The organism is Rhodoferax lacus, from assembly GCF_003415675.1.
GTDB lineage: Bacteria > Pseudomonadota > Gammaproteobacteria > Burkholderiales > Burkholderiaceae_C > Allorhodoferax > Allorhodoferax lacus.
Window position 1 is genome coordinate 81686 of the sequence record NZ_QFZK01000001.1, and the last position, 24562, is coordinate 106247.

Sequence of the window (24562 nt, forward strand, 5' to 3'; positions counted from 1 at the left end):
AATGCACACAGCACAGGTCATCCTGAAAAATTCCAAACCGGATGTTGCTGCGCTTGTGACTCTTGCCTCCATTGCGCCCCAACTTGTCTTGGCGTTTGGTTCCGTCGGTGCGCTCAGGGACTGGGCACCGACACTGGGCCAGTTGTTCAGAGACGCCCATGTTGCGGGCTGTTCCACCGCAGGCGAAATATCCAATGACGGCGTCGACGTTGACGGGCTTGTGGTCACGGCACTGAGATTCGACGCCTCGCATGTGGTTCAGGTCAGCACCGAACTCCAAGGCATGGACGATTCGCAGGCGGCCGGGCGCAGGCTGGCAGAGGGTCTGGTGCGCCAGGGTCTGCAAGCCATTCTTGTATTTGGGCAGGGCGTGCAGATCAATGGCAGTGCCGTGTTGTCCGGCATGACCGGGGTCGTAGGCGCTGGTGTGCCGATTACGGGCGGACTCGCCGGTGATGGCGGCGCTTTTGTGCAAACCTGGGTGCTTGATGATCTGGGCGCAAGCAGCACGCGGCTGGTTTGCATAGGCCTTTACGGTGAGCATGTTCGCTTCTCGCATGGCTCCTTCGGCGGCTGGTCGCCGTTCGGCCCAGCCCGCAAGGTCACCCGCTGTGACCACAATATTTTGTATGAACTGGACGGCGAATCCGCACTGGCGGTTTACAAGCGCTACCTGGGCGAGCATGCCCAGGGCCTGCCGGCTTCGGGCCTGTTGTTCCCGTTCGCCATGCTGGGACAAGACCACCATGAATTGGGATTGATCCGCACCATCCTTGGAGTCAATGAAGCCGACGGAAGCCTGACGCTGGCTGGCGACATTGACGCAGACGGGTATCTCAAACTGATGCATGCGAGTACCGATGCACTGGTGGCCGGCGCCGAGACTGCAGCCGAATTGGCGCAAACCATGCATGGTGCTGCTGGCCAGGGCCTGGCCCTCCTGGTGAGTTGTGTTGGGCGCAAACTGGTGATGGGTGGCCGGGTGGACGAAGAGGTGGAAGCGGTTGCCGATGTTTTTGGCTCCGGCACCACGCTTGCCGGCTTTTATTCTTATGGTGAAATCAGTCCGCTCAGTGCAGCGGCTGACTGCAAATTGCACAACCAGACCATGACCATCACCTATTTGTCCGAAGCCCTGTGAAGCTGGCGATGCTCCCCTTATGCACAAGTTACTAGCGCGTCAGATCAAACACGGCCTGGGCATTGACCCGGCTCGGTTCGAAGCAGTGCAGCAGGAGTTGGCTCTGCTGACACAGTACTCGGGCCTGACGCCAGACGCCAGGAAGGTGCTGGGTTCGCTGGCAACCTTTGTGCAGAGGGTGGATGAAGCCTATTTGCAGAATGACCGGGATCTGGACCTCAAGACCAGAAGCCTGGAACTCAGCTCCGTAGAACTCACCCAAAGCAACACCAGGCTGCGGGAAGAGCTTGCCAGCCGAACCCGTGCCATTGACTCCCTGCGCACCACGGCGATCGGCCTGATGGAGTTTGTCGATCTGGATGAAACGGGGGTGATGGACGACAACCTGGAAAGCCTGTCCGCCCTCATGGGTGAACTGGTCCGGCAAAAGGACGAAAGCCAGAAGGACCTGCACGCCGCACTGACTGACCTGGCGCATCAGAAGTTTGCACTGGACCAGCATGCCATTGTCAGCATTACCGATGTGCACGGCACCATCACCTATGCCAATGACAAGTTCTGTCAGATCAGCGGCTATACGCGCCCGGAACTTGTGGGGCAGTCGCACCGTCTGATCAAGTCCGATGTGCATCACCGGTCTTTTTACGCTGACATGTGGTCCACCATTTTGGCGGGCCGTGTCTGGCACGGAGAGGTCTGCAACCGCAACAAGGCCGGTGACTTGTACTGGGTCAACTCCACCTTGGTGCCTCTGCGGGATGATGCCGGCAATCCCACGTTCTTCATTGCGATGCGGACCGACATCACCGAGCGCAAGCAGATGGAGTCCAGCATCAAGGCGGCCGAAGCGCGTTTGCGGCGAATTACCAATACCGTTCCGGGTGCCGTGTTCCAGTGGCAGGCGGGCGCTGATTACGACCGGTTCACCTTTGTCAGCCCACGCGTGCAGCAAGTGCTTGGACTGGGTGTGCAGGCCCTCAGGGAGGATGCGTCCCTGGTCATGCAGCAGGTGCTGGAGGCTGACAGGGTTGCCATCAAGGACGGCTTGCGTGAAGCCTTGCGGGTTGCCAGCGCCTGGCGCGGGGAGTACCGGGTGCGCCTGCCCAACGGATCGATCCGCTGGATCCGTGCCGAAATCAATCCGGACCCCGACCGTGCCGCCGATGGCGCCGCTGTGTTTACCGGCATCTGGCAGGACGTGACCGAACGCAAGGAGGCCGATGCCCGCTTGCGCGAGGTCACCGAGAACGTTCCTGTGGCCATATTCCAGTACTACCTGGATCCGGCCGGTTACTTTGTCATCCCCTTCATGAGCCACGCCATCCACTCCATTTGCGGAGCCAGTGCCGAAGACGTGATGCGCGATTCGCGCCTTTTGGGTTCCTGTGTCCATCCGGATGATCTGGACCGGTTTGTGGGCATCCTGGCACCCGCCAGCGCCGAGGCACAAGCCCAGTCCATCGATTTCAGAATGGTGCACCAAGTCAGTGGCCAGACGGTTTGGGTCCACGGGCAGGCGGACGCGCGCCAGCTGCCCAATGGCACCTGGGTTTGGAATGGATACTTCACCGATGTGACAGCGGCCAAGGAAATTGCGGTGGAATTGCAGCGGGCCAAGGACCAGGCAGTGGCTGCCAGCCTGGCCAAGTCCGATTTTCTGGCGAACATGAGCCATGAAATACGCACCCCCATGAACGGGGTACTGGGTATGGCCGACTTGTTGCTGGACACCCAACTCGATCCCGAGCAGAGCGAATATGTCAGCGTGGTCAAAAGCTCTGCCGATGCCTTGCTGCGGGTGATCAATGACATTCTCGACTTCTCCAAGATCGAGGCCGGCAAGTTGGTCATCGAGCATATTCCCTACTCGTTGGCGCAAACGCTGGAAGACACCGTCAAAGTGGTGGCGCTGCGCGCGCGGGACAAGGGCCTGGAAATGCTGTGCGATATCGAGCCCGATGTGCCTGCAACCGTGATGGGCGACCCCGGCCGGCTGCGGCAGGTTCTGGTGAACCTGATTGGCAATGCCATCAAGTTCACCAAAGTCGGGACCATTCTTGTGCGTGCAGCCCTGCAAAGCCATGATGCACAGGGTTGCCTGTTGCACCTGTCGGTGACCGATTCGGGCATAGGCATCGCACCCGACAAACTGGGCTCCATTTTTGAAGCCTTTTCCCAGGAGGACAGCTCCACCACCCGTCGCTTCGGTGGCACCGGCCTGGGGCTGACGATTTCCGCACGCTTGGTCGATGCCATGGGCGGTCAGATTTGGGTGGAGAGCGAGCTCGGTCGCGGAAGCGTCTTTCACTTCACCATGCGTGTGGGGCTGGACCGCAGCCAAGCCGTGCTGCCGGCGTCCCAGATTTCGTTCGCAGGCTTGCGAATGCTCGTGGTCGATGACCTGGAAGTTCACCGGGATGTTATTGCCCGTGGTCTCAAGGCGGTGGGGGTGGTGGTTCACACCGCCGCATCGGGTGCATTGGCGCTGGAATGGCTGGAGCGGGAGTCGCTCACGGGCCAGCCATGCGATTTGATCGTGCTGGATGCACTGATGCCGGAAATGGACGGGTTTGAGCTGGCACAACGTATCGCCGCCTTGCCGAACTGTGCCGGCATTCCCAGGGTGATGCTGTCAAGTACCGGCGTGCGTAGCGATGCCGAGCGGGCACGTGAAGTGGGCATCGCAGCCTATGTCTCCAAACCGGTTGCGAACGGTGAACTGCACCGGGTACTGGCACGCAGCCTTCACCTGTTGAATGCCGCCGAGCCCAACGGTGACAGACTCTCTTCAACCAGGGCGGAGCAACGCAAACTGGCCGTCCTGTTGGTGGAGGACAACCCGATCAACCAGAAGCTTGCCATCACGCTTTTGGCGCGCTGGGGCCACGTAGTGACGGTTGCAGAAAATGGCCAGTTGGCGGTGGAGTTGGTGTCCACGCAGGCCTTTGATGTGGTGCTGATGGACATGATGATGCCTGTCATGGACGGCCTGGAAGCGACGCACCTGATTCGCGCACTGCCGGGAGCGGGAGCCAGCGTTCCCATCGTTGCCATGACGGCCAATGCCATGGAATCGGACCGCGAGCGCTGCCTGGCTGCGGGCATGAATGACTATATTTCAAAGCCCATCAAGGCGCAGGAACTTCAGGAACTGCTTCAGACCGTCGGAATGGGGGCAGGTGGCGTCGGCGCAGGTGCCAAAGCAGCGTATTCAGCGCAGGCCATGGGCCCGGGGCATTCAGCTTTTGACTACGACGCCGGGCTGAAGGCAATGGACCAGGAAATTCTTGAAATCATAGGCCAGGCGTTTTTGGACCAGTGGCCCGACGACTGCCTGAAAATCCGGAGCCATCTGCAGGCGGGTGACGCAATGCCCGTTTTCCATACGGCGCATGCCCTCAAGGGAACGCTGGCGATGTTTGGCGCTGATCCTGCGAGCCATCTGGCAGCCCACTTGGAGGGATTGGCCCAGAGGGGCGACCTTGCAGTGGTTGGCTCACTGCTCGAGCCCTTCGTTGCCGAGGTCGATTGCCTGCGTGCCGCCTTGAAGCGCAGCCTTGCTGCGTGAGAGCTCGGTCGAACGCAAATCGGACTAAGATGGAAGCCTAGATAAAGGGTTAAAACCAGTGCCGCAACAAGTGCTTATCGTCGATGACACCGAGATCAACCTGATTCTTTTCGGCGCCCTGGTGAAGAAGCTTGATGACTGCCGGGCCCAGGTCTTTGACGACTCCCGAAAGGCCCTGGCTTGGGTCACCGACAACGTGCCCGACCTGATCATCGTGGACTACATGATGCCCGACCTGGATGGTCTGGAGTTCATCCGGCTGGTGCGTGACATGCCGGGCCACAAGCTGGTGCCCATTCTCATGATCACGGCCAATGATCAAAAGGAAATCCGTTACCGTGCGCTGGATCTGGGCGCCAATGACTTTCTGACCAAACCCATTGACAAGGTGGAATTCCTGGCACGCGCCCGCAATATGCTCAGTCTCAACCAGGCGCGCAAGCACATGGCCGACCACGCGTCCTGGCTGTCGGGTGAGGTGCGCAAGGCCACCCAGGAGATTGTGAAGCGTGAGCGCGAAACCGTGTACCGCCTGGCCAAAGCTGCCGAATACCGCGATCCGGAAACCGGCGCCCACATTTTGCGAATGGCCAATTACTCCATGCTGATTGCCCGTGAGCTGGGCTTGTCTGTGGATGACCAGCAGCTGATTCTGGAGGCCGCGCCTATGCACGATATCGGCAAGGTGGGCATTGCTGACAGCATCCTGCTCAAGCCCGGGCGGCTGACTGCGCAGGAGTTCGACGTCATGAAGCAGCATGCGATGTTCGGCTATGAGCTGCTGCATGGCAGCTCCTCCAAGCTGCTGCAGGCGGCGGCTGAAATTGCCAAGGGCCACCATGAGAAGTTTGATGGCAGTGGCTACCCGAATGGCATCAAGGGGGAGGCCATCCCGATATTCAGCCGCATCGTGGCGGTGGCGGATGTCTTTGACGCACTGACCTCGGAGCGACCCTACAAGAAGGCCTGGGAAGTTGAGACGGCGGTGGACTTCCTGAATCTCGGTGCGGGCTCCCATTTTGATCCCGCTTGCGTCAAGGCATTTTTGAACGCCTGGGATGATGTCGAGTTGGTGCGCAACAAATACCAGGAAGATCCCCTGCAGGCGATCGAGTTGTGAAGTAGGTGTATGGTGGTGGCTTGATTTGAATCAAGCCCTGTCATGAAGCGCAGGGCACACTACGCCCCATGTCTTTTGCTACCTTGGATGCCCCTGCCGCACGCCCCCTGACTTCAGCGGCGCCCATGGTCGGCTCCGCACCCTTGAAGCCTTTGGCGCCGCACAGCGCCGACGCCCTGCATTTGCTGGATGATGCGCAGGAATGGAGTGCGTTTAGCCGCCCTTCCAGCCAGGGTCAGGAATGCTGGGAGTCCAGCGTGGTGGTTGAGGGCATGCACTGTGCCGCCTGCAGCTTTACCGTGGAAGATGCCATTGCCGCCGTACCCGGTGTGTTGCAGGTTCAGGTGAGCGCTGGCAGTCACCGCGCCAAGGTGGTCTGGAATGCCGCACGGGTCCGGCCGTCTGAATGGATGCAGGCGATCCAGTCGCGTGGTTACAGAGCCGTGCCGGCCAATGATGTCTTCGCCAGTGAACGCCGCCGCCTGGATGCTCGCCGGGCGCTGTGGCGCTGGTTGGTGGCGGGCCTGTGCATGATGCAGGTGATGATGTATGCCTACCCGGCCTATATCGCCCACCGCGGAGACCTGTCCGCCGAGATGGAGCAATTGCTGCGCTGGGCCTCCTGGGTGCTGTCGCTGCCGGTGATGCTGTTTTCCTGCGGGATTTTTTTCAGCAACGCCTGGCGCGATCTGCGACGCGGCAGCATCAGCATGGATTTGCCGGTGGCCATCGGGATTGGCATCACCTTTGCGGTCAGCAGCCTGGGCACCTTTTCGCCGGCTGGTGTCTTTGGCCGCGAGGTCTACTTCGACTCGCTCACCATGTTTGTGTTTTTTCTGCTGACCGGGCGCTGGCTGGAGTTGCGCCTGCGTGACCGTACGGCCGGTTCCCTCGAAGCGCTGATGAACCGGCTGCCCGACAGTATGGAGCGCCTGAATGCGCAGGGCGTGTTTGAGCGCGTGGCGGTCAGGCGCCTGGCGGTGGGCGACCTGGTGCGCGTGCATCCCGGTGAAGCCTTTGCTGCCGATGGCCTGGTGGAAAAAGGCGAAACACAGGTTGATGAGGCCTTGCTTACCGGTGAGTCGCATGCGCTCAAGCGGGGGCCCGGTGATGCAGTGGTTGCAGGCAGCCACAACCTGAGTGCCACCGTGCAGGTGCGTGTGCAGGGTCTGGGTGAGCAAACCCGCTACGCCCAGATCGTGGCCCTGATGCAAAGTGCCTCCACGACCAAGCCAGGCAGCGCCGCCTTGGCCGACCGCCTGGCCAAGCCTTTTTTGATCGCCGTGCTGTTGGCTGCAGGGCTGTCTTGTTTGTGGTGGTGGCAGACCGACCCCGAGCGCGCCCTGATGGTGGCGGTTGCCGTGCTGGTGGTGACCTGCCCTTGTGCCTTGTCGCTGGCCACACCGGCTGCCATGTTGGCGGCTGCCGGCAATCTGGCGCGCCAGGGTGTGCTGGTGCGCAATCTGCAGGCCTTGCAGGCGCTGTCCGAGGTGGATGTAGTGGTCTTTGACAAGACCGGGACCTTGACCCAGGACGCCATGGCGGTCGGTGCCGTGAACGTCCGCGACGGCGTCCCGGTGGCTCTGGCGCTGCAGATGGCCGCGGCGCTTGCTGGGCAGTCGCTGCATCCCGTGTCCCGGGCCTTGGCGACAGCGGCCAAACTTCCGCTGTATGCAGCGCCGGCGTGGCTGTGTGCGGGTGTGAGCGAGACTGCAGGCCGTGGCATTGCGGGCTTGGCGCAACCAGCACAGGCCGCAGCTATGCAGGCGCGCAGCCTGCGCCTGGGGTCAGCCGATTTTTGTGGTCTGCCCCACCTGGCATCCGACACCTTGCGGGTCCATTTAAGTGATGAGGTGGGATGGCTGGCAACTTTTGAAGTGCGCGAAGAGCTGCGCCCCCAAGCGGCACAAACGGTTGCTGCACTCGGTCAGGCAGGTGTACGGGCCTGTTTGCTGTCGGGCGATGGTGCGGACTCGGTGGCACGCATTGCGGCCCAGGTCGGTATCAAGGACGCCCGCGGGGGCCGTTCCCCGGCTGACAAGCTGACGGCACTACGCGCGCTGCAGGCGCAAGGACACAAGGTGGCGATGGTGGGCGACGGGTTGAATGACGGACCAGTGCTCGCCGGTGCCCATGTGTCGTTTGCCATTGGCCAGGCGGTCCCGTTGGCGCAGGCGCAATCGGACTTCGTGGTGCAGGGCGATGGACTGATGGCAGTGGCACACGCGGTCGTGTTGGCGCGCAAGACGATGGCCGTGGTGCGCCAGAATCTGTGGTGGGCCTTGCTCTACAACGCCGCTTGCGTGCCTTTGGCAGTTATGGGCCTGCTGCCTGCGTGGTTGGCAGGCCTGGGGATGGCTTGCAGCTCCCTGGTGGTGGTGGCTAATGCCTTGCGGCTGACCGGTCGCGCGCAGGCACGTAAAGGAATTTGATGGATATCCTGTATTTATTGATCCCCCTGTCTGTGGTGCTGGTGTTTTTCATCATTGGCGGGCTCTGGTGGGCCATCGAAAGAGGGCAGTTTGAAGACATAGAACGTGAAGGCGAGCGCATCCTGAAAGATTCATGAAAGGCTCGGGCGAGGTTCGGTTGTATTCTCGGTAATTAACAGTGTTTCTTGTGGGGCTTTGATTTGTGTCAACCCCGTTTGTTGCTCCGCACAAGACACTCCAGTCAAAGTAATTCATCAAGAGGTAACTATGGCATTTGCAAATCAGAAAGCCGAGCTATACAACGATACTGTTGTTCGGCAATTCGCCGTAATGACGGTAGTGTGGGGGGTCGTTGGCATGCTGGTTGGCGTGATCATCGCCGCCCAGTTGGCTTGGCCCGAGCTCAATCTCGGTATCCCATGGCTCACCTACGGTCGCCTGCGTCCCCTGCACACCAATGCAGTGATTTTTGCCTTTGGTGGCTGCGGACTCTTCTCCACCTGCTACTACGTTGTGCAGCGCACCTGCCAGGTTCGCATTTTCAGCGACAAGCTGGCGGCGTTTACCTTCTGGGGCTGGCAGTTGGTCATCCTTCTGGCTGCCATTTCACTGCCTCTGGGTTACACCTCCGGCAAGGAGTACGCCGAGCTGGAGTGGCCCATTGACATCCTGATCACACTGGTCTGGGTGGCTTTTGCCGTGGTGTTCTTTGGCACGGTGGGTACCCGCAAGGTGCGCCACATTTACGTGGCCAACTGGTTCTACGGTGCCTTCATCCTGGCTGTTGCCTTGCTGCACCTGGTCAATAGTGCAGAAATCCCGGTGGGTGCCATGAAGTCCTACTCGGCCTATGCCGGTGTGCAGGATGCCATGGTGCAATGGTGGTACGGCCACAATGCTGTGGGCTTCTTCCTGACTGCAGGCTTCCTGGGCATGATGTACTACTTCATCCCCAAGCAAGCTGGGCGCCCTGTATACAGCTACCGCCTGTCCATCGTCCACTTCTGGGCGCTGATCTTCACCTACATGTGGGCGGGTCCTCACCACCTCCACTACACCGCCTTGCCTGACTGGACCCAGTCGGTTGGTATGGTGTTCTCCCTGATCCTGCTGGCTCCCAGCTGGGGCGGCATGATCAACGGCGTGATGACCCTGTCTGGCGCCTGGCACAAGCTGCGCGATGACCCCATCCTGCGCTTCCTGATCGTGTCCCTGTCCTTCTACGGCATGTCGACCTTTGAAGGCCCGATGATGTCCATCAAGACCGTCAACGCCCTGAGCCACTACACCGACTGGACCGTGGGCCACGTGCACTCTGGCGCCTTGGGCTGGGTGGGTCTGGTGACCATGGGTTCCATGTACTACCTGATTCCCAAGCTGTTTGGCCAAAAGCAGATGTACAGCCTGAAGGCTGTTGAAGTCCACTTCTGGACCGCCACCATCGGCATCGTGATCTACATCGCCGCGATGTGGATTGCCGGTGTGATGCAGGGCCTGATGTGGCGTGCCATCAACCCCGATGGAACGCTGACCTACACCTTTGTTGAAAGCGTGAAGGCCACCTATCCCTTCTATGTGCTGCGTCTGCTGGGCGGTCTGCTGTACCTGACCGGCATGATCATCATGCTGTGGAACACATTGATGACTGCCACCAAGGGCCGCGCTGTGAGCGTGGAAGTGCCAACCGCAGTTGCCCACGCTTGAAGGAAAAACACACTATGTCCAACAACCATTCCAGTTTGTCGCACGAGAAGATCGAGACAAACAACTTCCTGATGATCGTCCTGATTCTCATCGTGCTGCTGTTTGGCGGCCTGGTGGAAATCGTGCCCCTCTTCTTCCAGAAGTCCACGACCGAACCCATCAAGGGTGTGCAGCCCTACACCGCACTGCAGCTGGCAGGCCGTGATATCTACACCCGTGAAGGTTGCTACAACTGCCACTCGCAGATGATTCGCCCCTTCCGCGCCGAAACCCTGCGCTATGGCCACTACTCGGTGGCTGGCGAGTCGGTCTATGACCACCCGTTCCAGTGGGGCAGCAAGCGCACCGGCCCGGACCTGGCCCGTGTGGGAGCCAAGTACAGCGATGAATGGCATCGCATCCACCTGACCAATCCGCGTGATGTGGTGCCTGAGTCCAATATGCCTGCCTACCCATGGCTGGCCAAAAACATGGTGGACGCCGATGTCATGCCGGCCCACATGGCTGGTCTGCGCAAGGTCGGTGTGCCTTACACCGACGAGCAAATTGCCAAGTCGGTGGAAGAGGTCAAGGGCAAGACCGAACAGGAAGCCGTGATCGCTTACTTGCAGTCTTTGGGCTTGGCCCTGAAATAAGGCGCTGGAGACCGATATGGAATTCGACGTCAACACCTTGCGTGCCATCGCGACCCTGGTCAGCTTTGGCGCATTTATTGGAATTGTGTGGTGGGCTTGGTCCAAGCGGCGCTCCGATGACTTTTCTGAAGCCGCCAATTTGCCCTTTCAGCAAGACTGATACACACCAACAGGATTCATCATGAGTGACTTTACAAGTAATTTTTGGTCCGTTTATGTGGCCGGAATTGTCATTATCTCCATATCAGCATGTGCATTGCTGCTGTGGTTTAGCGGCAAGGCCCGGGCCATGACGGCCAGCGACAACACCACCGGACACGTGTGGGACGGCGACCTGCGTGAAATGAACAACCCCCTGCCACGCTGGTGGGTGGGCCTGTTCATCATCACCATCCTGTTCGCTGCCGTGTACCTGTATCTGTACCCCGGTCTGGGTGGCTCTCCTGGCAGTTCGGGTTGGACCTCCAAGGGCCAGTTTGAAGCCGAAGTGGCCAAGGGCGATGCCGAAGTGGCTCCCATCTATGCCAAGTTCATGGCCATGAAGGTGGAAGACGTGTCCAAGGACCCGCAAGCCCACGCTATTGGTGAGCGTCTGTTCATGAACAACTGCTCGCAATGCCACGGCTCCGATGCGCACGGCGGCAAGGGCTTCCCCAACCTGACCGACAACGACTGGCTGCACGGCGGTACCCCCGAGAAGATCGTGGAAACGCTGCACAAGGGTCGTGTGGGCAATATGCCCCCCATGGCTGCCGCAGTCGGCACGTCGGATGATGTGAAGAACGTAGCCAACTATGTTCTCAGCCTGTCTGGCAGCCCGCACGATTCGGTGCGCGCCAATCTGGGCAAGGAAAAGTTCGGCGTATGTGCAGCGTGCCATGGTGCTGATGGCAAGGGCATGCAGGCCGTTGGTTCTGCCAACCTGACGGACAACATCTGGCTGCACGGCTACGGTGAGAACGCCATCATCGCCATGGTTGCCAACGGCAAGACCAACATCATGCCGGCTCAGGAAGGCAAATTGAGCGATGCACAGATTCACGTCTTGGCTTCCTACGTCTGGGGCCTGTCCAACAACGCTCCTGCCAAGCAGTAAACACGGTCTGTAAACGGGTTGTACCCCTGCAGGTTTTCGGGCAATGTCTCGAAGCTCTGCCGGGGTATTGCCTTTTTGGAGTCCCTACAAAGGAAATCACATGACGCAAAACACCCAGCCTACAGCTACCGAAGCACCCCAGCCCTGGTGGAAATTCGGCCATGTCTGGATGGTTTTTGGTGGCCCCGCCGTGGTGGTGGTGGCCAGCTTCGTGACCCTGTACCTGGCAGTGACCCGTCCGGATCCCGTGATGGACGAGAACTACTACCAAAAGGGTTTGGAGATTAACAAGACACTGGGCGGTACTCCGTCCAGCGCCGCCCCCGCCATGGCGGCACGAAACCATGCTGCCACTGGCGTTCCCAAGCCAGCAGAAGCTCCCTGACAGAAGTGCCTGGCGCCTGGCTTTGCGCAGGCGCTAGTTGCACACCTTGGGGTTCACGATGTCCTTGAGCTTGTCCGCGTTCAAGATGCGAACGTGACGTTGTTTGACCTCGACAATGCCGTCTTCCACAAACTTGGAAAAAGTGCGGCTCACGGTCTCCAACTTCAGCCCCAGGTAACTACCGATTTCTTCGCGCGTCATGCGCAGAATCAGCTCAGACTGCGAGAAGCCGCGCGCATGCAGGCGCTGTACCAGATTCAGCAAGAACGCAGCCAGCCGTTCTTCGGCGCGCATGCTCCCGAGCAACAACATCACGCCGTTCTCGCGCACGATCTCGCGGCTCATGATCTTGTGCACGTGGCGCTGCAGGGCGTTGACTTCACGCGACAGTTCTTCAATGCGGTCAAAGGGCATGACGCACACTTCGGCGTCTTCCAGTGCGATGGCATCGCAGGTGTGGTGGTCATGCACGATGCCGTCCAGACCCACAATTTCACCCGCCATCTGAAAACCAGTCACCTGGTCGCGCCCGTCTTCGGAAGCCACGCATGTCTTGAAAAATCCGGTGCGAATAGCATACAGGCTGGTGAACTTTTCGCCATTGCGAAAAAGCGTGGCGCCACGCTTGATCTTGCGGCGGTTGGCCACAACATCGTCGATACGCTCCAGCTCGATCGGACTCAGTCCCAAAGGCATGCACAGCTCGCGCAAATTGCAGTTTGAGCAAGCCACCTTGATGCTGTTGGAGTTCATTTCGATCACATTGCTGATCGGGGTAATGGCAATCGACGCATGTGCCACGTCTGGGTTGTGTGCCTTCATATGGTGTCTCGACGGTTGGTTGCCTGATTCAAATCAATTATCAACCCAAATGCTGAACGGACCCTGAATTCAATAGATTGATTCACATCAAACCCCAATAATGCCAGCTGGGGCACATTTGCAGAGACTGCCATGGAGTGCTTATGAATGCTGTTGTCTCCCCCGTTACCGATGAATTGCTGCGTCAATACGACGTCTCCGGTCCTCGTTACACCTCTTACCCGACGGCCGACCGATTTGTAGAAGCCTTCGTGGCCGACGACTATTCGCAGGCACTGCAACAGCGCCGTAGTGGCGCTGCCGCGCTCGCCCTGCCTTTGTCGCTGTACATACATATCCCGTTTTGCGAATCGCTGTGCTACTACTGCGCCTGCAACAAGATCATCACCAAGCACCACGAAAAAGCGGCGGAATATATCCGCTACCTCACCCGCGAAGTGGAACTGCACACCGCGTTGATTGGCACCGGCCAATCGGTCAGCCAGCTGCACTTTGGCGGCGGCAGTCCTACCTTCCTGAGTGACGATGAATTGCGCGGCCTGATGGCCATGCTCAAGCGCAACTTCAGCTTTGCACCCGGCGGCGAATACTCCATCGAGATTGACCCTCGCACCATCGATGAAAAGCGTCTGGATACGCTGGCTGAGTTGGGCTTTAACCGCCTGAGTTTTGGCGTGCAGGACTTCGACCCTGCAGTGCAAAAAGCCGTGCACCGTGTGCAACCCGCGGAACAGGTTTTTTCCCTCGTGGCTGCGGCCCGCGCACGGGGCTTTGAATCCATCAACGTGGATTTGATTTACGGCTTGCCCATGCAAAGCCCCGAGTCCTTTGACCGCACGTTGGCCCAGGTTGTTGAGCTCAAACCCGACCGCATTGCGCTCTATGCCTATGCCCACTTGCCCGAGCGCTTCAAGCCTCAGCGGCGCATCAACACCGTGGAGCTGCCTTCGGGCGGTGCCAAGATCTCGATGCTTTCTCGCTCACTGGCAGCCTTCATGGGGGCGGGGTATGTGTACGTGGGCATGGACCACTTCGCTCTGCCTGACGATGCCTTGGCTGTTGCCAAGCGCCAGGGCCGCCTGCACCGCAACTTCCAGGGCTACAGCACCCAGCCTGATTGCGACCTGATTGCCCTGGGCGTCTCCAGCATTGGCCGCATTGGCGCCACCTATAGCCAGAACGCCAAGACACTGGAAGAGTATTACGACGCTCTGGACCATGGCAACTTCCCGGTGGTGCGCGGCCTGGCGCTCACGCGTGACGACTTGGTGCGCCGCGCCGTCATCATGGCCCTGATGTGCCAGGGCCATGTGCAGTTTGAATCGATTGACCTGGCTTACCTGGTTGATTTCCGCAGTTACTTTGCCAAGGAAATGGAAGCGCTGCAGGCGCTGGCCGAACAAGGGCTTGTGGTGCTGGAAGACACCGGCATACAGGTCACCGCCAAGGGCTGGTTCTTTGTGCGTGCTGTGGCCATGGTGTTTGACCGCAATTTGCAAACCGACCGTACTCGGGCCAAGTTCTCCAAGATCCTTTAGCATCCCCGGATGCAATTTTCCTTGGGCGCTACTGCGCTGTTAATGGGCCTGGTCGGTGGCCCACACTGTGTGGCCATGTGTGGCGCGGCCTGTGCCGGGCTAGGGCAGGCGGCCGGCAGCCGCAAAAATTCCGCCATTCTTGGCTTTCAGTTGGGCCGCGTGCTGGGCTATTCCGCGCTGGGCGCTGTGGCTGCTGCCTCCATGCAGGGCCTGGGTTGGCTGACGGTCCAATCAACTGCCCTGCGCCCGGTCTGGTCCATGTTCCATGTGGCTGCTTTCCTTTTAGGGCTGGTGCTGCTGCTGCGCGCACAGCAGCCCGTCTGGCTGGAGCGGGCAGGGCGCAGCATCTGGGCCCGTGCCAAGGCGCTGGGCGCCGGTGCGGGCGGCGCGCCCGTGTTGCTGGGCACGCTCTGGGCTTTGCTGCCCTGTGGCCTGCTGTATTCCGCCGTGCTGGTCGCAGCCATGGCCGGAGGCCCTCTGGATGGTGCCATGGTGATGGCCCTGTTTGCCGTGGGCACCAGTGTCACCATGACGGCTGCGCCCTGGCTGTGGCTCAAGCTGCGCGGCAACAGCGTGGCCACCGGAGGCACAGGCAACTGGGGCGTTCGCCTGGCCGGTCTGGCGCTGGCAGCAAGTTCAGGCTGGGCCCTGTGGATGGGTTTGGTACACAACACCGCGCCTTGGTGCGTCACGCCCTGAAGCGCCTGCCTCCTGCGCCAGCCACAGGCCATGGTGTAATTTGGCCCGAACCGCCCCTATCCAAGCTCCGCATTGACTTCCTCGCCACTCTCCCACCGCCTGTCCGTTGCGCCCATGCTCGACTGGACAGACAAGCACTGCCGCTATTTTCACCGGCTGCTGAGCCGCCACGCCCTCCTGTACACCGAAATGGTGACTACCGGCGCGCTGTTGCATGGCGACGTGCCGCGCCACCTGCGCTTCAACGCCGAAGAACATGCCGTGGCCCTGCAACTGGGTGGCAGCGATACGGCCGATCTGGCGGCCTGCGCCAAGCTGGGCCAAGACTGGGGCTATGACGAGATCAACCTGAATTGCGGCTGCCCCTCCGAGCGGGTGCAGCGCGGTGCCTTTGGCGCCTGCCTGATGAATGAGGCCAGCTTGGTCGGCGACTGTGTGCGGGCCATGCTGGATGTAGTGGACATCCCTGTCACGGTGAAGCACCGCATTGGAATCGACAAAATCGAGAGCTATGACTTTGTGCGCGACTTTGTCGGCACGCTGTCAGACGCGGGTTGCCGGGTCTTCATCGTGCACGCGCGCAATGCCTGGCTCAAGGGTCTGTCACCAAAGGAAAACCGCGAAGTGCCGCCGCTGCGCTACGACCTGGTGCACCAACTCAAACGTGACTTCCCGCAGCTCACCATTTGCCTCAACGGTGGCGTCACCACCAGCGCACAGGTGGCCGAGCAACTGGCCCTGGTGGACGGCGTGATGCTGGGGCGCGAGGCCTACCACAACCCCTGGTGGCTATCCGAGTGGGACGCCGCCTTCTATGGCGAGCAGCCCACCGATCGCACGCGCGAGTTGGTGGAAGAACAGATGGTCGCCTATATGGAGCGGGAGGCCGCAGAGCACGGTACGTCCTGGTACAGCATTGCGCGCCATATGCTGGGCCTGCGCCATGGCCTGCCGGGTGCGCGCAAATGGCGCCAGATCTGGAGCGACCATCGGCTCAAAACCCTGCCAGCCCGGGAAGTTTGGGCCTTGGCGAAGCCTTAAGCCGCAGCTTCCAGCCCGTTGGCAAAGTGCTCGCGCATGCGGGCCACCGTGGCCTCTGCATCGCGGGCCGTCAGTGCGGCCATGATGGCGCGGTGCTCCTGCAAGGACTCCTGGATGCGCCCGGTCTTGAGCAGGGAGTTGTGGCGGTTGAGCTTCATCACCTTGCGCAGGTCGGCCACCATCTGGTCGCGCCAGCGGTTGTTGGCAATCTCCAGCAGGCGCATGTGAAATCGCTCATTCACCGCAAAGAAGGCGTCGGTGTTGGCCGGGCCGGGCTTGGCGGCTTTTTCCAGCTCGGCGTGCAGACTCATCAACTCAGTCAGTTCGGCATCCGTGCCTTTTGTTGCCACCACCCCGGCCGCGTCGCTCTCCAGCAGGCTCAGCAGGTGGTAGACATCGCTCAGGTCCTGGGTGGAGACCTCTGTCACATAAGCGCCGCGTCGCACCTTCATGGTCACCAGCCCCTCGGCGGCCAGCACTTTCAAAGCCTCCCGCAAGGGGGTGCGGCTGATGCCGTATTCCTCCGCAATCTTGAGCTCATCAATCCAGCTGCCGGGCTCGAGCTCACGCTGAAAAATGCGCTGGCGCAGCAACTCCGCCACCTCGACATAGAGCGCGCGGGGAGAGAGTGAGAGGCCGGTGCGGCCTTCGGACATCAAAGCGGACATGGACGGGAATTGTAAGCTGAGCGTCTGTTTTTGAATCAATAATTATAAATAATGTAAAATCTTAGCCAACTGGTTGCACGCCACGCCCCTGTTTTTGCAGGCGCAAGAGCGGCGCATACCGGGCCTCCAACCCTGTGCTACGGACCCCGCCATGACCGACAAGAAACCCGAATTTCAATCTGCAACCCTGGAAGCGTGGAACAAGGCGGCTGCCAAGTCGGCACCCGGCGGCAATGTCGAGGCGCTGAACTGGATCACCCCGGACGGCATTGCGGTCAAGCCCCTGTACACGGCGGCCGATACAGCCAACCTGGAACATGCCGACACCTTGCCCGGTTTTGAGCCCTACCTGCGTGGCCCGCAGGCCACCATGTATGCGGTGCGCCCCTGGACCATCCGCCAGTACGCCGGTTTCTCTACCGCTGAAGAGTCCAACGCTTTTTATCGCAAGGCGCTGGCCGCTGGCGGGCAGGGTGTGTCGGTGGCTTTTGATCTGGCCACCCACCGCGGCTACGACTCTGACCACCCCCGTGTGACCGGCGATGTCGGCAAAGCCGGTGTGGCCATCGATTCGGTGGAGGACATGAAGATCCTGTTTGACCAGATTCCGCTGGACAAGGTGTCGGTCTCCATGACCATGAACGGCGCGGTACTGCCGGTGCTGGCCGGCTATGTGGTGGCGGCAGAAGAGCAGGGCGTCTCGCAAGACAAACTCAGCGGCACCATCCAGAACGACATCCTCAAAGAGTTCATGGTGCGCAACACCTACATCTACCCGCCCGCACCCAGCATGCGCATCATTGGCGACATCATTGGCTACACGGCCAAGAACATGCCCAAGTTCAACTCGATCTCGATCTCGGGTTACCACATGCAGGAAGCCGGTGCCAACCAGGCACTCGAATTGGCCTTCACCCTGGCAGACGGCAAGGAGTATGTGAAGACCGCGATTGCCTCCGGCCTGGACGTGGACGAATTTGCCGGACGCCTGTCCTTCTTCTGGGCCATTGGCATGAACTTCTATCTGGAAGTGGCCAAGATGCGCGCGGCGCGCCTGCTGTGGTGCCGCATCATGAAGGGCTTTGACGCCAAGGCGCCCAAGAGCCTGATGCTGCGCACCCACTGCCAGACCAGCGGTTGGAGTCTCACCGAGCAGGACCCCTACAACAACGTGGTCCGCACCACCATCGAGGCCATGGCCGCCGTGTTTGGCGGCACGCAAAGTCTGCACACCAACAGCTTTGACGAAGCAATTGCCCTGCCCACCGAGTTCAGTTCGCGCATTGCCCGCAACACCCAGCTCATCATCCAGGAAGAAACCCACATCACCAATGTGATCGATCCCTGGGCTGGCAGCTACATGATGGAAAAGCTCACCCAGGACATGGCCGACGCCGCCTGGAAAATCATCGAGGAAGTCGAAGGCATGGGCGGCATGGTCAAGGCCGTGGACAGCGGCTGGGCCAAGCTCAAGATTGAAGCGGCTGCGGCGCAAAAGCAGGCGCGCATCGACTCCGGCCGCGATGTCATCGTCGGCGTGAACAAATACAAGCTCAAGACCGAGGACGCCATTGAGGCGCGTGACATCGACAACGTCGCAGTGCGCGATGGCCAGATCGCGCGTCTGAAAACGATTCGTGCCAGCCGCGATGCTGCCCGGGTCGACGCTGCCCTGGCTACCTTGAGCCAAGCCGCAGAGAGCGGCGAAGGCAATCTGCTGGACCTGTCCATCCAGGCCATGCGCCTGCGTGCCACCGTGGGCGAAGTGTCGGACGCGCTGGAAAAAGCCTTTGGCCGCCACCGCGCCGACACGCAAAAGGTAACCGGCGTGTACGCCGCCGCTTACGATAGTGCGCAAGGGGACACCATGGAATACTGGGAACAGCTCAAGAAGGACATCGCCGCCTTTGCCGAAAAAGAAGGTCGCCGCCCACGCGTGATGATCAGCAAGCTGGGCCAGGACGGGCACGACCGCGGTGCCAAAGTGGTGGCCACCGCTTTTGCCGACCTGGGCTATGACGTGGACATGGGTCCGCTGTTCCAGACCCCCGAGGAATGCGCCCGCCAGGCGATTGAAAACGACGTGCATGCCGTGGGCGTTTCCACACTGGCCGCAGGCCACAAGACCCTGGTGCCCGCCATCATTGCCGAGCTGAAAAAGCAGGGCGCCGACGACATCATCGTCTTCGTGGGCGGCGTGATTCCGCGCCAGGACTACGACTACCTGTACGCCGCCGGCGTGAAGGGCATTTACGGCCCCGGCACCCCCATCCCGGCCAGCGCGCGTGACGTGCTGGACCAGATCCAGAAGGCACTGGCTGCGGCCTGAGCGCTTCGATAGGAAGGGCCCGAGATTGGACGCCGCCTCTGCCACTGCGCTGCCCAAGCGGACAGCTGTGCACGCCCGTGACATTGTGGAAGCGCAAGGTCTGGCGCAAAGGCGCAGCCTGGCCAAGGCCATCACCTTGCTGGAGTCCACCCGCACCGACCACCGTGCGCAGGCGGACGAGCTGCTCACAGCCTTGCTGCCGCATAGCGGCAAATCGCTGCGCCTGGGTATCAGCGGCGTGCCCGGTGTGGGCAAGAGCACCTTTATCGAAGCCCTGGGCCTGTACCTGATTGACAAAGGCCACCGTGTGGCCGTGCTGGCGGTGGACCCCAGTAGTTCGGTATCGGGTGGTTCCATCCTGGGTGACAAGACGCGCATGGAGCAGCTCTCCATGCACGAGCGCGCCTACATTCGCCCCAGCCCCAGCAGCGGCACGCTCGGTGGTGTGGCTGAGAAAACCCGCGAGGCCATGCTGGTCTGCGAGGCCGCGGGCTTTGACATCGTGATTGTGGAAACCGTGGGCGTGGGACAAAGCGAGACGGCCGTGCAGGGCATGAGCGATATGTTTGTGCTGATGCAACTGCCCAATGCCGGTGACGACCTGCAGGCTATCAAAAAAGGTGTGATGGAGCTGGCCGATCTGGTGGTCATCAACAAGGCCGACATCGACGCCCATGCCGCGCTGCGGGCCGAGGCACAGATCACCTCCAGCCTGCGCCTGCTGGGCATCAGCGGCAATCCGCATGACCCGCACAGTGACCAGTACTGGCACCCGCAAGTCCTCAAGATCAGTGCCCTGCAAGGCCAAGGCCTGGACGCGTTCTGGGAGGCTGTCACCACCTTCCAGCGCCTGCAATCCGCCAATGGCCTGCTTGCCAGCCGCCGCCAGCACCAGGCCCTGGCCTGGATGTGGGAGCGCATAGACGCGGGCCTGAAGCAGCAATTCAAAAACAACCCCCTGGTGCGCGGGCAACTGCCCGCCATCACCGCTGCGGTGCAGTCCGGCCAGATGGCCGCCAGCACCGCAGCCCGCCATCTGCTGGCTGTGCTTGGCTCAAGCGCACCGGCAGCACCCGTTTAGACAAGCGACCATCAAGAAGGAAACCATGCACGATATCCTGGAACAACTCGAAGCCAAGCGCGAACTGGCACGCCTGGGTGGCGGCCAAAAGCGCATAGATGCACAGCACAACAAGGGCAAGCTCACGGCGCGTGAGCGCATCGAGGTACTGCTGGACGAAGGCACTTTTGAAGAGTGGGACATGTTTGTGGAACACCGCTGCGTGGACTTCGGCATGGCCGATACCAAGATCCCCGGGGACGGCGTGGTCACCGGCTACGGCATGATCAACGGACGCCTGGTGTTTGTGTTCAGCCAGGACTTCACCGTCTATGGTGGCGCCTTGTCTGAAACCCATGCGGAAAAAATCTGCAAGGTGATGGACCAGGCCATGAAGGTGGGTGCACCCGTCATTGGCCTGAACGACTCGGGCGGTGCGCGCATCCAGGAGGGTGTGGCGTCTCTAGGCGGCTATGCCGAAGTGTTCCAGCGCAATGTGATGGCCAGCGGCGTGATTCCGCAGATCAGCATGATCATGGGCCCCTCGGCCGGTGGTGCGGTGTATTCGCCCGCGCTGACCGACTTCATCTTCATGGTGAAAGACAGCTCCTACATGTTTGTGACCGGCCCCGAAGTGGTGAAGACGGTTACGCACGAAGAAGTGACCGCCGAAGAACTGGGCGGCGCCATCACCCACACCACCAAGAGCGGCGTGGCCGACCTGGCCTTTGAGAACGACGTGGAAGCGCTGCTGATGCTGCGCCGCCTCTACAACTACCTGCCGCTCTCCAACCGCGAGAAGGCCCCGGTGCGCAAGAGTGGCGACCCGATAGACCGCATGGACCTGAGCCTGGACACCCTGGTGCCTGACAACCCCAACAAGGCCTATGACATGAAAGAACTCATCGTCAAGACCGTGGACGATGGTGATTTCTTCGAGATCCAGCCCGAGTACGCCAAGAACATCCTGATCGGCTTTGCCCGCATGGACGGCCAGACCGTGGGCATTGTGGCCAACCAGCCTTTGGTGTTGGCCGGTTGCCTGGACATCAAGAGCAGCATCAAGGCCGCGCGCTTTGTGCGCTTTTGCGATGCCTTCAACATCCCCGTGATCACCTTTGTTGATGTGCCCGGCTTTATGCCCGGCACCAGCCAGGAATACGGCGGCATCATCAAGCACGGTGCCAAGTTGCTGTATGCGTATGCCGAGTGCACTGTCCCGAAGATCACCGTGATCACGCGCAAGGCCTACGGTGGCGCCTATGACGTGATGGCTTCCAAGCACCTGCGTGGGGACGTGAACATTGCCTGGCCCAATGCCGAAATCGCGGTGATGGGTGCCAAGGGCGCTGTTGAAATCATCTTCCGCGAAGACAAGGGCGACCCCGAGAAACTGGCCGCCAAGGAAGCCGAATACAAGGCCCGTTTTGCCAACCCGTTTGTGGCGGGCGCACGCGGCTTTATCGACGACGTGATCCTGCCGCATGAAACCCGCAAACGCATTTGCCGTTCCCTGGTGATGCTGAAAGACAAGAAGATCGAGAACCCGTGGCGCAAGCACGGGAACATTCCGCTGTGAATTGGCACACCCCCCGGCTTGCCCACTGCGTGTGGCCGCTTTCCCCCTTGCAGGGGGCAACACCAGTGGCCCGGCGAAGCCGGTTCCACGGTGTTCCTGAGTTGAAGGCATCGCGCTCCGGCGTCGACCTGAAAAATTGAATTGGAGCTTCTATGTTTACAAAAATACTGATTGCAAACCGTGGCGAGATCGCCTGCCGCGTCATCGTGACCGCCCGCAAGATGGGTATCAAGACCGTGGCCGTGTACTCAGACGCGGACCGCGACGCACGCCATGTGCTGCTGGCCGATGAGGCCGTGCACATCGGCCCCGCGCCCAGCCGCGAAAGCTATTTGCTGGCCGACAAAATCATTGCCGCCTGCAAGCAGACCGGTGCGCAGGCCGTGCACCCCGGCTATGGCTTTCTGAGCGAGAACGCTGCCTTCTCCAAGCGCTGCGAAGACGAAGGTATTGCCTTCATCGGACCCAAGCACTACTCCATTGGCGCCATGGGCGACAAGATCGAATCCAAGAAGCTGGCCGGTGCTGCTGGGGTGAACTGCATTCCCGGTGTCAACGACGCCATCGAAACCCCGGAGCGCGCGGTCGAAATTGCCAAGGGCATTGGCTACCCCGTCATGATCAAGGCCAGCGCCGGTGGTGGTGGCAAGGGCCTGCGCGTGGCCTTCAACGACAAGGAGGCTTTTGAAGGCTTTACCAGCTGCCGCAACGAGGCACGCAACAGCTTTGGCGATGACCGCGTGTTCATCGAAAAATTTGTGGAAGAGCCCCGCCACATCGAGATCCAGCTGATTGGCGATGCCCACGGCAATGTGCTGTATCTGAACGAGCGCGAATGCTCCATCCAGCGCCGCCACCAGAAGGTGATTGAAGAGGCGCCGTCGCCCTTCATCAGCGACGCCACCCGCAAGGCCATGGGTGAGCAGGCCGTGGCCCTGGCCAAGGCGGTGAAGTACCAGAGCGCCGGCACGGTGGAGTTTGTGGTGGGCAAGGACCAGAGCTTTTACTTCCTGGAAATGAACACCCGCCTGCAGGTGGAGCACCCCGTGACGGAAGCCATCACCGGTGTTGATCTGGTAGAACTGATGATCCGCGTGGCCGCTGGCGAAAAGCTGCCCATCACACAGGACCAGGTGCAGCGCAATGGCTGGGCCATGGAGTGCCGCATCAACGCCGAAGACCCGTTCCGCAGCTTCCTGCCTTCCACCGGTCGCCTGGTGCGCTTTGCACCCCCCGAGCAGACCATGTGGCAGGGTGACACCGAGCACCTGTATGGCGTGCGCGTGGACACCGGCGTGCAGGACGGCGGCGAGATCCCGATGTTCTACGACTCCATGATTGCCAAGCTCATCGTGCACGGACGGGACCGCCTGGACGCGATTGCCAAGATGCGCGAAGCCCTCAACGGCTTTGTGATCCGCGGTGTCTCCAGCAACATCCCGTTCCAGTCGGCGCTGTTGGCGCACCCCAAGTTTGTGTCGGGCGACTTCAATACCGGCTTTATTGCCGAGCACTACAGCAAGGGCTTTTTTGCCGAAGACGTGCCGCACGACGACGCCAGCTTCCTGGTGGCCCTGGCCGCCTTTGTGCGCCGCAAGTCGCGCGAGCGGGCGGCGGGTATCAGCGGGCAGTTGCCAGGCTACGCGGTGAACGCGGGCAAGGACTACGTGGTGGTCACCCTGGGTGCCGAGGGCAAGAATCTGTATACCCCGGTGCATGTGGACGAGTTCGAAGGCGGCCTCGGTTCAGCCCGCGTCAAGGTGGGTGCTGACAGCTATGAAATCCAGAGCCACTCGCGCCTGAATGACATCTGCATCCGTGGAATGGTCAACGGCCAGCCCTTCACTGCGCAAATCGAGCGCGGCACGCCCAAGAACCCGCTGGCGCTGCGCGTGCAGCACAACGGCACCCGCGTGGATGTGATGGTGATGTCTCCGCGCATGGCCGAGTTGCATGCCCTTATGCCTTTCAAGGCGCCGCCGGACCTGAGCCGCTTTGTGCTATCGCCCATGCCGGGCTTGTTGGTGGAAGTGGCCGTGGTGCCGGGGCAGAAGGTGCAGGCCGGTGAACGCGTGGCCGTGATCGAAGCCATGAAGATGGAAAACGTGCTGTTTGCCGCGGCTGATGGCGTGGTGGGCAAGGTTCTTGCTGGCAAGGGTGAGAGCCTGACGGTGGATCAGGCCATTGTGGAGTTTGTATAAATGAAACGTCCCTTTCAAGTGCTGGGCGTCCAGCAAATCGCCATTGGCGGGCCCGACAAAAAGCGCCTGCAAAAGCTGTGGGTGGACATGCTGGGCCTGGAAGTGACCGGCACCTTCCAGAGCGAAAAAGAGAATGTGGATGAAGACATCTGCGCCATTGGCGCGGGGCCCTTCAAGGTCGAGGTTGATCTGATGCAACCCATGGACCCCGACAAGAAGCCTGCAGTGCACGCCACACCGCTCAACCACATCGGCCTGTGGATTGACGACCTGCCCACCGCCGTGGAGTGGCTCACGGCGCAGGGCGTGCGTTTTGCGCCTGGTGGCATCCGCAAGGGCGCGGCGGGTTTTGACATCTGTTTTCTGCACCCCAAGGCCAGCGAGGAATTCCCGATAGCAGGCGAGGGCGTGCTGATCGAGATGGTGCAGGCGCCGCCGGAAGTGGTGAAGGCTTTTTCACAACTGGCCAACCCGGGGCGCAGCGTTTAATCGTTCAACCTGGTATCCAGCGCAGGCTCTGGCGCTCGCACCGGTCAACGGCGGT

20 protein-coding genes are annotated in these 24562 nt (G+C 60.7%); 18 read left to right on the forward strand and 2 right to left on the reverse strand.

Annotated features, from left to right (window positions below; genetic code table 11):
* Position 1: 1 nt before the first annotated feature.
* From DIC66_RS00385 to DIC66_RS00430, 10 genes are all read left to right on the forward strand, one after another.
* On the forward strand, positions 2-1141 hold the full coding sequence (locus DIC66_RS00385; protein ID WP_117172957.1) for an FIST signal transduction protein: 1140 nt from the start codon (positions 2-4) through the stop codon (positions 1139-1141).
* Positions 1142-1160: 19 nt separating this feature from the next.
* Positions 1161-4709, forward strand: a complete 3549-nt coding sequence (locus DIC66_RS00390) for a hybrid sensor histidine kinase/response regulator (protein WP_117172959.1) — start codon at positions 1161-1163, stop codon at positions 4707-4709.
* A 58-nt stretch (positions 4710-4767) separates the two neighbouring features.
* Positions 4768-5829, forward strand: coding sequence for an HD-GYP domain-containing protein (locus DIC66_RS00395; RefSeq protein ID WP_117172961.1), 1062 nt, complete (start codon positions 4768-4770; stop codon positions 5827-5829).
* A gap of 68 nt (positions 5830-5897) precedes the next feature.
* On the forward strand, positions 5898-8261 hold the full coding sequence (locus tag DIC66_RS00400) for a heavy metal translocating P-type ATPase (protein ID WP_117172963.1): 2364 nt from the start codon (positions 5898-5900) through the stop codon (positions 8259-8261).
* Entirely contained in the window at positions 8261-8398 is a 138-nt protein-coding gene (gene ccoS, locus DIC66_RS00405; protein ID WP_117174067.1) for a cbb3-type cytochrome oxidase assembly protein CcoS, read from the forward strand. Before DIC66_RS00400 ends, ccoS begins: the two co-directional genes overlap by 1 nt.
* Before the next feature lie 130 nt (positions 8399-8528).
* The gene (ccoN, locus tag DIC66_RS00410; protein ID WP_117172965.1) at positions 8529-9965 is read left to right on the forward strand and encodes a cytochrome-c oxidase, cbb3-type subunit I; all 1437 of its coding nucleotides are present in this window, start codon (positions 8529-8531) and stop codon (positions 9963-9965) included.
* Positions 9966-9979: 14 nt separating this feature from the next.
* Entirely contained in the window at positions 9980-10600 is a 621-nt protein-coding gene (gene ccoO / locus DIC66_RS00415; protein ID WP_117172967.1) for a cytochrome-c oxidase, cbb3-type subunit II, read from the forward strand.
* Between the two features lie 16 nt (positions 10601-10616).
* Entirely contained in the window at positions 10617-10760 is a 144-nt protein-coding gene (locus DIC66_RS00420; RefSeq protein ID WP_117172969.1) for a cbb3-type cytochrome oxidase subunit 3, read from the forward strand.
* A gap of 21 nt (positions 10761-10781) precedes the next feature.
* Positions 10782-11696, forward strand: coding sequence for a cytochrome-c oxidase, cbb3-type subunit III (gene ccoP, locus DIC66_RS00425; RefSeq protein ID WP_117172971.1), 915 nt, complete (start codon positions 10782-10784; stop codon positions 11694-11696).
* 100 nt (positions 11697-11796) lie between these two features.
* The gene (locus tag DIC66_RS00430) at positions 11797-12081 is read left to right on the forward strand and encodes a FixH family protein (RefSeq protein ID WP_117172973.1); all 285 of its coding nucleotides are present in this window, start codon (positions 11797-11799) and stop codon (positions 12079-12081) included.
* A 33-nt stretch (positions 12082-12114) separates the two neighbouring features.
* On the opposite strand, the gene fnr is transcribed toward DIC66_RS00430, so the two are convergent.
* A complete protein-coding gene (gene fnr, locus DIC66_RS00435; protein WP_117174069.1) occupies positions 12115-12834 on the reverse strand; it encodes a fumarate/nitrate reduction transcriptional regulator Fnr in 720 nt (239 codons plus the stop codon).
* A 212-nt stretch (positions 12835-13046) separates the two neighbouring features.
* Between fnr and hemN the strand changes: the two genes are divergently transcribed.
* From hemN to dusA, 3 genes are all read left to right on the forward strand, one after another.
* On the forward strand, positions 13047-14441 hold the full coding sequence (gene hemN / locus DIC66_RS00440; RefSeq protein WP_117172975.1) for an oxygen-independent coproporphyrinogen III oxidase: 1395 nt from the start codon (positions 13047-13049) through the stop codon (positions 14439-14441).
* A 9-nt stretch (positions 14442-14450) separates the two neighbouring features.
* Positions 14451-15140 carry a sulfite exporter TauE/SafE family protein gene (locus tag DIC66_RS00445; protein ID WP_117172977.1) on the forward strand — a complete coding sequence of 230 codons (690 nt, stop codon included), beginning with the start codon at positions 14451-14453 and terminating at the stop codon, positions 15138-15140.
* Positions 15141-15212: 72 nt separating this feature from the next.
* The gene (gene dusA, locus DIC66_RS00450) at positions 15213-16181 is read left to right on the forward strand and encodes a tRNA dihydrouridine(20/20a) synthase DusA (RefSeq protein ID WP_275405190.1); all 969 of its coding nucleotides are present in this window, start codon (positions 15213-15215) and stop codon (positions 16179-16181) included.
* On the opposite strand, the gene DIC66_RS00455 is transcribed toward dusA, so the two are convergent.
* Positions 16178-16849 (reverse strand): GntR family transcriptional regulator, encoded by a 672-nt coding sequence (locus DIC66_RS00455; RefSeq protein WP_233505733.1) that lies wholly within the window; start codon positions 16847-16849, stop codon positions 16178-16180. The two genes, dusA and DIC66_RS00455, sit on opposite strands and share 4 nt — an antisense overlap.
* 151 nt (positions 16850-17000) lie before the next feature.
* On the opposite strand from DIC66_RS00455, the gene scpA reads away from it, so the two are divergent.
* The 5 genes from scpA (at position 17001) to DIC66_RS00480 (ending at position 24507) form a co-directional block, all read left to right on the forward strand.
* Positions 17001-19178 (forward strand): methylmalonyl-CoA mutase, encoded by a 2178-nt coding sequence (gene scpA, locus DIC66_RS00460; protein WP_117174072.1) that lies wholly within the window; start codon positions 17001-17003, stop codon positions 19176-19178.
* A 25-nt stretch (positions 19179-19203) separates the two neighbouring features.
* Positions 19204-20259 carry a methylmalonyl Co-A mutase-associated GTPase MeaB gene (meaB, locus tag DIC66_RS00465; RefSeq protein ID WP_420820467.1) on the forward strand — a complete coding sequence of 352 codons (1056 nt, stop codon included), beginning with the start codon at positions 19204-19206 and terminating at the stop codon, positions 20257-20259.
* A 25-nt stretch (positions 20260-20284) separates the two neighbouring features.
* Positions 20285-21817 (forward strand): acyl-CoA carboxylase subunit beta, encoded by a 1533-nt coding sequence (locus DIC66_RS00470; RefSeq protein WP_117172981.1) that lies wholly within the window; start codon positions 20285-20287, stop codon positions 21815-21817.
* Between the two features lie 152 nt (positions 21818-21969).
* Positions 21970-24018, forward strand: coding sequence for an acetyl-CoA carboxylase biotin carboxylase subunit (locus tag DIC66_RS00475; protein ID WP_117172983.1), 2049 nt, complete (start codon positions 21970-21972; stop codon positions 24016-24018).
* Complete coding sequence (locus DIC66_RS00480) at positions 24019-24507, forward strand: VOC family protein (protein ID WP_117172985.1); 489 nt, start codon at positions 24019-24021, stop codon at positions 24505-24507. It begins immediately after the preceding gene.
* Positions 24508-24562: the final 55 nt, after the last annotated feature.